13 protein-coding genes and 1 pseudogene are annotated in these 12790 nt (G+C 72.6%); 7 read left to right on the top strand and 7 right to left on the bottom strand.

The window, feature by feature from the left end; genetic code table 11:
- Nucleotides 1-5 precede the first annotated feature (5 nt).
- Genes ABD211_RS13115 through ABD211_RS13135 form a run of 5 tightly spaced genes read left to right on the top strand, consistent with a single transcriptional unit; the run spans nucleotide 6 to nucleotide 4551 of the window.
- The gene (locus tag ABD211_RS13115) at nucleotides 6-1001 is read left to right on the top strand and encodes a TIGR03842 family LLM class F420-dependent oxidoreductase (protein ID WP_344130068.1); all 996 of its coding nucleotides are present in this window, start codon (nucleotides 6-8) and stop codon (nucleotides 999-1001) included.
- On the top strand, nucleotides 998-1855 hold the full coding sequence (locus tag ABD211_RS13120; RefSeq protein ID WP_344130071.1) for an ABC transporter permease: 858 nt from the start codon (nucleotides 998-1000) through the stop codon (nucleotides 1853-1855). The genes ABD211_RS13115 and ABD211_RS13120 overlap by 4 nt, the downstream gene beginning before the upstream one ends.
- A complete protein-coding gene (locus tag ABD211_RS13125) occupies nucleotides 1852-2628 on the top strand; it encodes an ABC transporter ATP-binding protein (RefSeq protein ID WP_344130074.1) in 777 nt (258 codons plus the stop codon). Before ABD211_RS13120 ends, ABD211_RS13125 begins: the two co-directional genes overlap by 4 nt.
- Complete coding sequence (locus tag ABD211_RS13130; RefSeq protein ID WP_344130077.1) at nucleotides 2625-3389, top strand: ABC transporter permease; 765 nt, start codon at nucleotides 2625-2627, stop codon at nucleotides 3387-3389. The genes ABD211_RS13125 and ABD211_RS13130 overlap by 4 nt, the downstream gene beginning before the upstream one ends.
- A 22-nt stretch (nucleotides 3390-3411) precedes the next feature.
- Entirely contained in the window at nucleotides 3412-4551 is a 1140-nt protein-coding gene (locus ABD211_RS13135) for an ABC transporter substrate-binding protein (protein ID WP_344130080.1), read from the top strand.
- 56 nt (nucleotides 4552-4607) lie between these two features.
- Here ABD211_RS13135 and ABD211_RS13140 read toward each other — a convergent pair whose 3' ends face one another.
- A complete protein-coding gene (locus ABD211_RS13140) occupies nucleotides 4608-5105 on the bottom strand; it encodes an SRPBCC family protein (RefSeq protein ID WP_344130083.1) in 498 nt (165 codons plus the stop codon).
- Between the two features lie 100 nt (nucleotides 5106-5205).
- Here ABD211_RS13140 and ABD211_RS13145 point away from each other — a divergent pair, with 100 nt between their 5' ends.
- The gene (locus ABD211_RS13145; protein ID WP_344130086.1) at nucleotides 5206-5967 is read left to right on the top strand and encodes a class I SAM-dependent methyltransferase; all 762 of its coding nucleotides are present in this window, start codon (nucleotides 5206-5208) and stop codon (nucleotides 5965-5967) included.
- A 7-nt stretch (nucleotides 5968-5974) separates the two neighbouring features.
- The gene (locus tag ABD211_RS13150; protein WP_344130088.1) at nucleotides 5975-6952 is read left to right on the top strand and encodes a tetratricopeptide repeat protein; all 978 of its coding nucleotides are present in this window, start codon (nucleotides 5975-5977) and stop codon (nucleotides 6950-6952) included.
- A 35-nt stretch (nucleotides 6953-6987) separates the two neighbouring features.
- On the opposite strand, the gene ABD211_RS13155 is transcribed toward ABD211_RS13150, so the two are convergent.
- The 6 genes and pseudogenes from ABD211_RS13155 to ABD211_RS13180 all read right to left on the bottom strand — a co-directional run.
- Complete coding sequence (locus tag ABD211_RS13155) at nucleotides 6988-8403, bottom strand: outer membrane protein assembly factor BamB family protein (protein ID WP_344130091.1); 1416 nt, start codon at nucleotides 8401-8403, stop codon at nucleotides 6988-6990.
- Nucleotides 8393-8866 (bottom strand): SigE family RNA polymerase sigma factor, encoded by a 474-nt coding sequence (locus ABD211_RS13160; RefSeq protein ID WP_425560402.1) that lies wholly within the window; start codon nucleotides 8864-8866, stop codon nucleotides 8393-8395. Before ABD211_RS13160 ends, ABD211_RS13155 begins: the two co-directional genes overlap by 11 nt.
- Nucleotides 8867-8977: 111 nt before the next feature.
- Nucleotides 8978-9736 (bottom strand): hypothetical protein, encoded by a 759-nt coding sequence (locus tag ABD211_RS13165; protein ID WP_344130096.1) that lies wholly within the window; start codon nucleotides 9734-9736, stop codon nucleotides 8978-8980.
- A 143-nt stretch (nucleotides 9737-9879) separates the two neighbouring features.
- Entirely contained in the window at nucleotides 9880-11445 is a 1566-nt protein-coding gene (locus ABD211_RS13170; RefSeq protein ID WP_344130099.1) for a hypothetical protein, read from the bottom strand.
- 161 nt (nucleotides 11446-11606) lie between these two features.
- Nucleotides 11607-11903: a GrpB family protein gene (locus tag ABD211_RS13175; protein ID WP_344130102.1), complete on the bottom strand. Its 297-nt coding sequence runs from the start codon at nucleotides 11901-11903 to the stop codon at nucleotides 11607-11609.
- 20 nt (nucleotides 11904-11923) lie between these two features.
- Nucleotides 11924-12790 (bottom strand): annotated as a pseudogene (locus tag ABD211_RS13180) (hypothetical protein); the annotation flags it as partial.

Consider the following 12790-nt stretch of genomic DNA (forward strand, 5'->3'; position numbering starts at 1 on the left):
CGCGGATGGACATAGGCGTCGTGTTCCAGCTCGACCCGCCCGCGCGGGAGGTGGTCGACCTCGCCGTCAAGGCGGAGGCCGCCGGCTTCAGCCACGTGTGGTCGTTCGACTCGCACCTGCTGTGGCAGGAGTGCTACGTCATCTACAGCGCCATCCTCGCCGCCACGTCGAAGGTGATCGTCGGCCCGATGGTGACCAACCCCGGCACCCGGGACCTGACCGTCACGGCGAGCACCTTCGCCACCCTCAACGACCTCTACGGCAACCGCACCATCTGCGGCATCGGCCGCGGCGACTCGGCGCTGCGCACCCTGGGGCTGCCGCCGGTCAACCTGGCCGGCCTGCGCGAGTCCGTGTCCGTCATCCGTGACCTGGCGACCGGTAAGGAGACCTCCTACCGCGGCGAGACGCTGCAGTTCTCCTGGGCCGCCGGGTCCGAGCTCGAGGTGTGGGTCGCGGCCTACGGGCCGAAGGCGCTCGCGCTGACCGGGGAGGTGGCGGACGGGTTCATCCTGCAGTTGGCCGACCCGGACATCGCCGCTTGGATGATCTCCACGGTACGCGCGGCGGCGGAGCGGGCCGGGCGTGACCCGGCGTCGGTGAAGTTCTGCGTCGCGGCGCCCGCCTACGTCGGCGACAACCTCGCCCACCAGCGCGACCAGACGCGCTGGTTCGGCGGCATGGTCGGCAACCACGTCGCCGACATCGTGGCCCGCTACGGCGACACGGGCGCGGTGCCCACGGCGCTGACCGACTACATCAAGGGCCGTCAGGGCTACGACTACGCCGAGCACGGCCGGGCCGGCAACACGCACACCGACTTCGTCCCCGACGGGATCGTCGACCGGTTCTGCGTGCTGGGCCCGCCCGAGGCGCACATCGGGAAACTGCGCGCCCTGCGCGACCTGGGCGTCGACCAGTTCGCCATCTACCTGCAACACGACGACAAGGAGGGCACCCTGGCCGCGTACGGCGACACCATCATCCCGGCGCTGTCATGAAGGCCCGTGTGGCGACCGTCGTCGGCTCTTTCCTCCTGACCGTGGGCGTGTGGGAGGGCTACAAGGCCGTCGGCAACCCCGACGGGACGGTGGTGTTCGGGACCCGGTTGCTGCCCCGCGCGGACGACCTGGCCATGCCGCACGTGTGGACGATGGTGGGCCGGCTGTTCGACCCCGACGTGGCCGGCGGCCCGCCCGTGTGGCGGGCCGTCGCCTCCGCTGTGCTGGTGACCCTGGGCGAGGTGGCGGTCGGGTTCGCGCTCGGGGCGGTCGTCGGGGTGCTGCTGGCCGTCGCCATGCAGCGGCTGCGGGTCATCGAGCGGGGCCTGCTGCCGTACGTGATCGTGTCGCAGACCGTGCCGCTCGTGGCGCTCGCCCCGGTGATCGCCGGCTGGGGCGGGGCGCTGTCGATCGGCCCCTACCCGTGGCAGCCGTGGATGAGCGTGGCGGTCGTCGCGTCGTACCTGGCGTTCTTTCCCATCGCGGTCGGCGTGCTGCGCGGCCTGCACTCCCCCACCGAGATCGAGGTGGACCTCATGCGCTCGTACAGCGCCTCCTGGTGGCGCACCCTGCTCACGCTGCGGTTCCCGGCGGCGCGGCCCTACCTGTGGACGGCGCTGAAGTTGGCCGCCGCGGCGGCCGTGGTCGGCGCGGTCGTCGGCGAGATCTCCACCGGCACGCGCGGCGGCGTCGGCCGGCTGCTCATCGAGTACTCCCGCTCGGCCACCAGCGACCCGGCCAAGGTCTACACGGCGATGTTCGGCGTGGCGGCCCTCGGCCTGCTCGTCACCGCCCTGGTCGCTGGCGGCGAACGCCTCGCCACGCCCGCCGTGCTGCGGGGTGACCGGTCGTGAGCGCTCCGGTTGTCGTCAGCGACGTCACGAAGGTCTTCAACACGGGACGACCCGACGCGGTGACCGCGTTGTCGCAGGTGGACCTGACCGTCGCCGCGGGCGAGTTCGTGTCGCTCATCGGGCCGTCCGGGTGCGGCAAGTCGACGCTGCTGCGGCTCGTCGCGGATCTCACCGCGCCGACGTCCGGGACCGTCACCGTGGACGGGCTGCCCGCGCCGCAGGCCCGGGCCGAACACCGCTACGGCATCGCGTTCCAGCAGGCCGGGCTGTTCGGCTGGCGGACCGTGCGGCGCAACGTGGAGCTGCCCATGCAGCTGCGCCGGATGCCGTCGGCGGATCGCCGGGCCCGCGCCGAGGAGCTGCTGGACCTCGTCGGCCTGGCCGACTTCGCCGGGCACTACCCGGCCCAGCTGTCGGGCGGCATGCAGCAGCGGGTCGCGATCGCCCGGGCCCTGGCCGTGCAGCCGCCGCTGCTGCTCATGGACGAGCCGTTCGGCGCGCTGGACGAGATGACCCGCGAGCGGCTGCAGGACGAGCTGTTGCGCCTGTGCGCCGACACCACCGTCATCTTCGTGACCCACTCGATCACCGAGGCGGTGTACCTGTCCGACCGCGTGGTGGTCATGTCGCCGCGCCCGGGACGGATCACGGCGGAGATCCCCGTGTCGCTCGGCGTGCGCCACGAGGTCACCCGCCAGAGCGACACCTTCTTCGAGTACGTGACGAAGGTGCGCCGCGCGTTGCGCGGCGCGCCGGTCGCGGACGCGCCGTGAGCCGGGTGGGTGCGGTGGCCGCCCCGGTTGTCGTCGGGGTCGCGGGGCTGGCCGCGTGGGAGGCGGTGGTGACGCTGGGGCGGGTGGCGCCGTTCGTGCTGCCCGCGCCGAGCGTCATCGGGGAGCAGTTCTGGACCAGCCGCGAGGTCATCTGGCGCACCGCCCTGGCCAGCGGGGCGAACGCGCTGGTCGGGCTCGTCATCGGCAGCGTCTTCGCGGTGCTGGCCGCCCTCGTGGCGAGCCGGTTCCCGCCCGTGCACCGGCTGTGGACGCCGATCCTCGCCGTGCTCAACGCGCTGCCGATCATCGCGGTGGCGCCGTTGCTCAACAACGCGTACGAGTCGACGTCCAGCCTGCCGCGACGGCTCGTGGTGGCCCTGGTCGTGTTCTTCCCGGTCTTCCTCAACACGCTGCGCGGCCTCACCGAGGTCGACCCGACCCACCTGGAGCTCATGCGCGCCTACGCGGCGACCGGCACGCAGGTGTCGCGGTTCCTGCGGTTCCCCGGCGCCGTCGGGTACCTGTGCGTGGGCCTGCGCCAGGCGTCCGCCCTGTCCGTCATCGCGGCGGTCGTCAGCGAGTACTTCGGGGGTCTGCAGGACGGCCTCGGCTCGCGCATCACCTCGGCCGCCGCCAACACCGCCTACCCGCGCGCCTGGGCGTTCGTGCTCGGCGCGTGCGCCCTCGGCCTGCTGTTCTACCTGGTCACGCTGCTCATCGAACGACTTGCCACGCCGTGGCAGCGCCGCCACGCCGCCTGATGACCGACACCCGGAGGAACCGATGCGCACCTTCCTCAGAACCGCGGCGATGGGGGTGGCGCTGACCGCGCTGCTCGCCGCCTGCGGTACGGCCGACACCCCGACGACACCCACACCCACGAATGGCGCGAAAGTAAAGATCAAGCTGCAGTTGCAGTGGTTCTACCAGGCCCAGTTCGCCGGCTACCTGGCCGCCGTCGACCAGGGCTTCTATGCCGAGCAGGGCCTCGACGTGGAGATCCTGGAGGGCGGTGTCGACATCGTCCCGCAGACGGTGCTCGCCACCGGGCGCGCCGACTACGCCGTGAGCTGGGTGCCCAAGGCGCTCGCCTCGCGCGAGCAGGGCGCCGAGATCACCGAGATCGCCCAGGTGTTCCAGCGCTCCGGCACGTACCAGGTGTCGTTCGCCGACAAGGGCATCTCCTCCCCGGCGGACCTGAAGGGCAAGAAGGTCGGCAACTGGGGCTTCGGCAACGAGTACGAGCTGTTCGCCGGCATGACCAGGGCCGGGCTCGACCCGGGCAAGGACGTCACGCTGGTGCAGCAGCAGTTCGACATGCAGGCGCTGCTGCGCGGCGACATCGACGCCGCCCAGGCGATGAGCTACAACGAGTACGCCCAGGTGCTGGAGGCGAAGAACCCGAAGACCGGCAAGCTCTACCAGCCGACCGACTTCACCGTCCTGAACTGGAACACGGTCGGCACCGCCATGCTGCAGGACGCGCTGTGGGCCAACACGGCCAAGCTGACCAGCGACACGGCGTACCAGGAGCAGACGGTGAAGTTCCTCGCGGCGAGCCTCAAGGGCTGGATCTTCTGCCGCGACAACGCCGCCAAGTGCGTCGACATCGTGGTCGCCAAGGGCTCCAAGCTCGGCAAGAGCCACCAGACCTGGCAGCTCAACGAGATCAACAAGCTGGTCTGGCCGTCGCCGGCGGGCATCGGCGCCCTCGACGAGGCGGCCTGGAAGTCCACCGTGGACATCGCCCTGACCACGAAGAACGCCGACGGCGCCACGGTGCTCACCAAGCAACCGGCCGGCACGGCCTACACCAACGAGTACGTCCTGAAGGCCCTCGACCTGCTCAAGGCCGGCGGCGCCGATGTGGCGGGCGCGGGCTTCAAGCCCATCGAGGTCACCCTCAACGAGGGCGGCGCCTGACACGTGTCGCCCCGATGGCCCGGTCGCGCGTCGGCCGGGCCATCGGCGCGTCGACGTCAGGCGGTGGGCACGGGTTCGGGTGCGGGCTGCGCCGCGTGGCGCAGACCTTCGGCGCGCTCCTTGAGCGCCTGGGCCTGCGCCCGGAACGCGGCCTGCACCCGGCCGACAGGCACGCCGAGCGCCGCCGCGCCCCGGAACCACTCCTCCACCCGGTAGGCGGTCGCGCCGTCGGCGGCCTGCCGCAGCGTGTGGCGCCGGCGCGAGCGCACGGCGTTCATCGCGGCGAGGGGGCCGACCAGGTCGTACTCCAGGATGGCGGTGCGGGCGCTGCCGATCTGGGTGGGCGGCACGCTGCGGCCCACCTTCGCGCGCAACGTGACCTGCCGGCCGCTGGCGAGGCGGACACGGAGGACCATCGGGTCACCAACGGCGACGCCACCCTCGGCGGCGGCGATGAACGGATCCCAGGACGGATAGGTGGCCAGGTCGGTCAACACCGCCCAGACCACCTCGATGGGTACGTCGATCGAGACCGCCGCCTCCGCACGCCGCATCCCCCGATGCTAACGGTCGCGCCGGACGGAAACGCCGCCCGAACGGTTCCCGCGCCCGGCGAACGGTCAGCGCGGCCCCGGCGATGGCTAGGGTGGCCGCATGTCGTTCAGCGTGGCGGCCGAGGCCTACGCGCGGTTCATGGGCCGGTTCTCCGAGCCCCTGGCCGTGCCGTTCGCCGACTACCTGGAGCTGGAACCCGGCCTGCGCGCGCTCGACGTGGGCTGCGGTCCGGGCGCGTTGACCGCCGTGCTCGCGGCGCGGCTGGGCGGGGGGTCGGTCAGCGCGGTCGACCCGTCCGAGCCGTTCGTCGCGGCCGTACGGGAACGGTTGCCCGGCGTCGACGCGCGGCACGGCGTCGCCGAGGAACTGCCCTGGCCCGACGACGCGTTCGACCGCGCGGCGGCGCAGCTCGTGGTGCACTTCATGGCCGACCCGGTGGCCGGGCTCGCCGAGATGGCCCGCGTGACCCGGCCCGGCGGCACCGTCGCGGCGACCGTGTGGGACTTCGTCGGCGGTACGGCGCCGCTGACGGTGTTCTGGCGTGCCGCCCTGTCCGTCGACCCGGACGCGCCGGGTGAGGCGCGGCTCGCCGGCACCGGGCCGGGTCAGCTCGACGAACTGCTCGGCCGCGCGGGGCTGGTCGACGTCACGTCGACCATGCTCACGATCAGCGTGGACTTCGCGTCGTTCGAGCAGTGGTGGGAGCCGTTCACGCTCGGTGTCGGGCCGGCCGGCGCGTACCTCGCCGCGCAGCCCGACGACCGGCGCGACACGATCCGCGACGCGTGCGCCCGCCTGCTGCCGGCCGGGTCGTTCACGCTCTCCGCGGGGGCCTGGGCGGCGCGGGGACAGGTTCTATGATCGCCGGATGCTCGGACTCTTCCGCAGACCGCCCGCGCCCGACCAGGACTTCGCCCAGGCCGACCTGGAGCTACGCAGGGCGCGCGACCGCGCGCTCTCGGGTGACTGGCTGGCGGCCCGCGAGCTGCTCGCGGCCACCGGCCGGGACTGGGAGCTGCGCGGCCGGCGGCTCGCGGCCCTGGGCGACGCCGCCGAGGACTCCCCCCGCTGGCTGAACTCCTGGGAGGCCACGGCGCCGGACGACCCGACGGTCGCCATCCTGCGCGCCGACGCGCTGTTGGGGCAGGCCGGCAGCGCCCGGGGCAGCGCGTCCGCGCGCAACACCAGCCCGGAGCAGTTCGCGGAGTTCCACCGGCTCTCCGCGCTCGCCGCCGACGCGAGCAAGCGGGCGATCGCGCTCAACCCGGACGACCCGTACCCGTGGGTGACCCGCATGTCGACGAACTTCGCCGGCGGCGAGCACGCCGACTTCCACCGGGCGATGGACGAGGCGGTCCGGCGCGATCCGGTCAACTTCGAGGCCCACCTGAGCGCCGTGTCGTTCCTCTGCGCCAAGTGGTACGGCTCGCACGAGCAGATGTTCGCCGCCGCCCGCGGGCCGGCCGCCGCCGCGCCCGCCGGCTCCCCGGTGGTGATGCTGCCGCTGCTCGCCCACTTCGAGTACGCCCTGCGCGAGTACGGGTTCGACTCGCGGTCGGAGTCGCTGACCGCGAAGCGCAGCTACTTCCACCGGCCCGAGGTGATCGCGGAGATCCAGGCGTGCGCCGCGAAGTGGCGGGGCGCCGGCGAGCCGCGCCTGACCGGCCGCGGCATCACCGTGCGGCACTGGCTGGCGCTGGCCAACTTCCTCGGCGAGCACGACCGCAAGGGCACCCGCGTCCTCCTCGACCAGATCGGGCCCTACCTGGGCAGCACCCCCGCGTACGGGTACTTCTGGATGCGGCAGGTCGAGGGCTTCCACACCGTCTGGAAGTGGGCCAACTAGGGCCGCCCCGCCGAAGCGGGGCGGCCCCCGTCCCGTCAACCCGCGTAGCGGTACACCCCGATGCCTTCCGTGGTCGGGCAGGTCAGCATGGTGCTGTTCCAGGAGCAGTACCGGGCGCCGGGCAGCTGCGCCAGCTCGATTTTTTCGCGCGTGGCCAGCTGGTACCCCACGACGGTCTTGCCGTCGAGTACCAGCAGGTTGCCCGACTCCAGCCACATGGCGTTGCCGTCCAGTTCGGCCAGCGTGCTCCCGTCCAGTCCGAGCACCGTGGACCGCTGCCCCGGCACCAGCAGCCCGGCGGCCGACGGGATCAGGTCGCGGGCCTGCGTGGCCACCTCGACCTGCCACACCGTCCGGCCGGCGGGCACGTCCACCATCGTCACCGTGGCCCGCTCGTCGCCGACGTTGGCGACCGCGCAGAACCGTCCGCCCGCGCCACACGGGTACAACCGCGCCTCACCGGCCGGGACGGGGAGCGTTGCGTCGACCGGCGCCGCGGAGCCGTCCAGGGCGATGCTCCTGCTGGTCGTGCCGGTGAACTGGTAGAGCACGCCGTCGACGACCACCTCCTGGCCGCCGTTCAGCACCGGCATCGACAGCTGCTTCACGACCGCGCCGCTGGCCGCGTCGCGGACCTGCACCTGACCGTCGGTCAGGTGCAGCACCACCTGGTCGCTGGTGCTCGGTTCCTCCGACCAGCCGTGCCGGGGGAAGAACCCGTCCAGCCCCTGGACGGCGTTGACGCCGTCAGCCACGGCCGCCCCGGTGGTGCTCCAGCGAGCCTCGCCGGTCCGCAGGTCAAGTCCTTGGACGGTGCCCTTGTCCGGGCAGCTGAGGACCACGGTGTCGGCGAACACGGCCCAGTCGCAGTCGTTGAAGCTGTACGGCAGGGTCCAGGCGACCTTCCCGGTGGCCGGGTCGACCACGACGATGGTGTCGGCACCATCCTTGATCAACGGATTGTCGTAGCCCTGCTCGGTGAGCAGCAGGATCGCTCCCGCCGACACCTGCATGCCGTTGGTGTCGCCGAACTTGCCCAGCGACAGCGCCGGCCACAGCGGCCGACGGGTGGTCAGGTCGATGCCGCCGACCCACTCGGTGCCGTCCTCGGCCATCCACATCGCGTACGCACGGTCACCGATGGTGGACGTGGCCCCGAACCGGACCGGGCCCGGGTACCGCAGCACCGGCGCGACCGAGCCGTCGAACGCGGTGAAGGAGGTGGCCGGTGGCAGCGCCGGCGGCGTCGGGTCGACCGACGGGGTCGGGGTCAGCAGCAGTTTCATGCCCACGGCCGCGCTGATGACGGCCAGGCAGGTGGCGACCACGGTGAGCGCGGTGCCGCGCTGGCGCTGCCGGGCCCGGCGGCGCACCTGGTCCAGGGCCGGCGGGGCCACCGCGTCGACCCGGTCGGCGAGCTTGCCGAACAGACGGTCCAGATCAGTTGACATGGCTGTGCTCCCCCAGGGTTGCGGCCAGGCTCGCCCGACCGCGGGCGAGCCAGGACTTCACCGTGTTGACCGGCGCCGACATCTCGACGGCGATGTCGGCCACCGACTGGTCCAGCAGGTAGTGCAGAGCCAGGGCCTTGCGCTGGTCGATGGGCAACGTCCGCAACGCCGCGACGAGGATCATCAGCTCCTCGTCCGGTGGCGCGACCACGTCGGGCTCGGGTGGTGGCTCCGCTCTGCGCACGCGCAGCCGCCGCCACCAGTCGGTGGCCAGCCGGGTCACCACCAGCCGCAGCCAGGCCTCGGGATTCTCGTACTTCTGCAGGGCGGACCAGCGTTGCCAGGCACGGGCATACGCCTCCTGGGTGAAGTCCTGCGCTTCGGCGAGACCACCCGTGAGGCCGTAGGCGAACCGCATCAGTCGCGGGGCGGTGCCCCGGTAGAACGCCTCGAAGTCTGACACTGTCACCTTCAGAACACGGGGCGCCCCGGCGCCAGGTTGCATCCCGGCAGGATGCCATAGGTCGGCGCCCCGAGGCATGGGGTCTGAACTGGGAAGACCGACGTCTACTGCCTAGCCCGGACAGTCGGGTGCGGAGCCGTCCATCAGCCCGCCCTCGAGCCCCCACAGGCAGGTCGCGATCGCCCCGCCCGCACCCGTCACGCGGAACGGCTGCCCCTTCCGGTCCGCGACGTACGTGCCGGTGCGCCCCTGTGAGGACCAGTCGATCTCGATGCGCCACCGCACGTCGTGGCGGTTGGTGGTGCCGATGACCAGGATCGACTCGGACTCCTTGAGCGACACACCGTACGGGAACCTGATCGGCCGACGCTCCTGCGGCGGCACGCTCCTGGCCAGGTCCTCGTCAAGTTCATAGGTCCTGGCCGGCGGAGTCTGATCGAGGTCGGCGACCATCAACCGGTAGTACCTGTCCCCGCCGCACTGGGGCTTCGCCAGGGTTCCGGACACCGGAGCGTCCCGCGCGACCACCACCGGGCGGATGTCGTGGATCATCACCTCCGCCTCACCCAGGCCCTGCAGGTCCAGCCGGACGAAGATGGCGGTCGCCGGAATCCCGCCCACGCCCCTGGCCCACTGGTCCCAACCGGCCGAGTCCGCTCCGCCGACGCTGGGCGCAGCGATCGCGCCCGGCGCCTGACCAACCAGCCAACCGCCGAAGCAGGCGCTCCCGCCCGCCGTGATCCCCACGGTCAGTGGCGCGGCCGGACCGCTCGGCGCGACACCCGACGCCTGGGTAGCCGGAGGTTGGGTGGCCGCGACCCGCGGCGTGTCCTCGTCGAGGAACTCGTGTTGGATCACCAAGGGGGTCACGCCGACGAGGATGGCCGTGGCGGTGGCACCGACATACCTGGCCACGCGCCAACGCAACGACGGCGCGCTCGGCGGCGGCGCGGTTGGCGGGATCGCCGGGGGCGCCGCGGGCGTCCGGCGGTTGCGCCTGGTCCTCGACCCCATCAGCAGTACACCTCACCCGAGTCGACGAGCCCTTGCATGCCATCGGTCGGTCCGATGAGGACGGCCTTGACGCGGTCCCCGTCGATGGGCAGGAAGACCATCGAGTTCGGCCCCTCGTCGACGAAGTACGCGCGGTAGTTGTCGCTCACCGGCGACACGTACTCGCGCAGCTTGCCGCCGTAGTCCCTGCGCAGGTCGGCCAGCTTGGTGCCGATGCCCGCGCCGGTCGCCGTCCGCAGCGACCCTTCAAAGACCGACATGTACGACGCGCGGCCCTGCTGGTCCGGATACGCGACCAGCCCCGCCAGCGCGCCCTTCCCGGTCCAGCTCACACAGTCACCCTTGGCGTCGACCGACACGAGCCCGGCCCGCTCCGCGGCGCGTGACGTGGCACCGAGCACGATCGGACCCACCCCGTTCGGGGAGAGGACCAACTGCCCGTACGTCGGGACGGGCCGACCGCTGGCCGCCGCGGCAGCGTCCGGAGCCCCGCCGACGACGGGCGCGTGGATCGCGCGCACCCCTTCGGCCACCTTGGTACGCCGTCCGTCGTGCTCGGTGTGCAGCACCCCGTTCAGGTCGACGAACGCCAGCCGCCCGGCCCCGAGCTGCCGCCAGGCGAGACTCTCGGTGCCATCCACCGCCACCCAGCGCCGCCCGTCGAGCCGCCACAGGCCGTGCGGCTGGATCGGCATGGTGTTGCCCGACCATTCGACGCAGCGCCAGCTCGACATGGTGGCGTACAACCGGCCGTCGCGGCCCCACCACAGGTCGTCGACGCTGCGGCCGACGTCCCGCTCGGTGCCGCCGACCGCCGCGGTGTCGGTGACCTCCACGGTGCCGTCCGGTCCCAGCAGGTGCACGTCGCGGCGGTGCCGGCACGGGTCCTCCCGGTGCGCGACCACATACGCCAACGGGCCGGTGGGACCGACGCCGCCCGGCCGCATCAGCTCCACGGAGCCCGTGTCGGGCTCGACCACCTTCACGGCGCCGCCGGCGTCGACCGCGAGCAGCCGGTCGGAGGTGATCGACGCGGACGCGACCGTCTCCTGCGCGAGAAAGACCCGGGTGCCGTCACTGCCCACCACGGTCGGGTCGCCGGCCGCCGTGGACGGTGGCGGCGGCACGGCCCGCCCCGCCTCGGCCTGGGTCGTGCCCGGGGTCAGGGTCCACAGCCTGCCCTGGGACACCCAGACGATCTTTCCGTCGGTCCCGGGTGCGGCGGTCAGGCAGTCGCAGACGACCGCCGTCGCCGTGCCCGCCCAGTCGACGACGACCACGCGTTCCTCGGCATCGCCGCTGACCGCGAACGCGAACTTCCCGTCCCCCGTCCAGTGCGGGTCCGCGTTCGAGAACCGGCCCAGCGCGCGGCCCACCACCGTCGCGTCGCGGACCACCGCGAGCTCATGATCGGTGAGGTAGGCGTACCCGTCGGCGGGAACGTCCACAGCGGCCACCGCCGGCCGCGGATCGTCGTCGCCGTACCACACGAGATTCGTGACGAGGGCCGCCGTGGCGGCGATCGCGACAAAGAGCACGGCGATCCCGGCCCTGCGCACGGGCACGCGCATCCACAGACCCCCACCCCTGGCAGCCATCGACGCCACCGATGGTGGTGCACGGACCGTGATCGACGGATCAGCCGATCGTGCACGGCTGACCGCCGTCCGGAACCGGGCCGCCTGAAACCGGTCGCGCGCCGGGCCGACGACACCAACGGCCACTACTACGTGCGGGACTGACGGCCCTGCCCCGGCGGCGTCAGTAGTCGTCCGGGGTCGCACCGAGCGTGACCGGGCCCGCCCCCTTGCGGAGTGAGCACCAACGGCGCGGGCCGGCTGCCGGCCACCGACGGGGACGGTGAGCCGGTCGCGGACAGGCCCGGACCGTCGTCGGACCACACGAGGCTCGTGACGATCGGCTCCTTCGCGCCGCCGTAGGCGCCCCGGCTGTCCGGGTGCAGGTCGGCCGCGTCGCACTTCGCCCGGGTGTAGCGCCGGGCCGCGTGCGGGTGCGGGCGCACAGGTCCACCGACCGCTCGGGCTAGTTCTTCCAGATCGTGATGTCGTTGAACTGGGTCGTGACCGGGGCGACCGAGGTCGCGCTGGGGACGAACACGCCGAGGATGACCCGGCCCTTGGCGTAGGTGCTGTCGGTGTGCTGACCGATCAGCTCGTCGCCCTTGAAGAACAGGAACGTGTTCCGGTGCGCGCGGACGACCACGTGGACCTTGGCGCCGTCCGCGAGCGGCTCGGCGAAGGGCATCGTCCGTAGCCGCGACAGGCTGCCGGCGTGCGTCAGGAAGACGTACTTGTCCTTGCAGACCTGCAGCGCGTAGCCGCGGTTGTTGATGAACCGGAACCAGATCCCGGCGCAGCTGTTGGCGTCGGGGATGGTGGCGTCCACGGCGACGGTGAAGTTGGTGAGGCTGATCTCCGGACCCTGACACCGGAACGACCCGATGGGGATGTGGTTCGTGGTCACGGTGAGGGCGCCGTCGAGCCGGCACGTCGCGTCGTACCTGGAGTGCGTGCTGTTGATCCATGAGCCCTCGGCCGCCAGCGAGTCGCTGACCACCGGCGCGGACTCGGGGTCGACGGACGCGGTGACGGGCGCGGTGGACGGCGGGACGCTCGTCGGGGCGGCGCTGGTGGGCCCGGCCGTCGTGGGCGGCGCCGAGGTCACCGGGTCCGACGTTGCCGCGGCCCCGGTGGTGGGCAGCCCGGCCGACACCGACGGCACGTCCGTCTCGCCGGCGGCCTGCGTGGGCAGCCGCAGCTTGCCGGTGAGGATGCCGACGACGGTGGCGCCGAGCAGCAGCACGCAGACGGCCAGGATCGTGACGAGGACCGGCGCGCCGCGCTGACCCTCGCGGCGCGATCGCCCCCCGCCGCCGGCGGGGGGCGCGGG

The sequence above is a fragment of the Luedemannella flava genome (genome assembly GCF_039528515.1).
Classification (GTDB): Bacteria; Actinomycetota; Actinomycetes; order Mycobacteriales; family Micromonosporaceae; genus Luedemannella; species Luedemannella flava.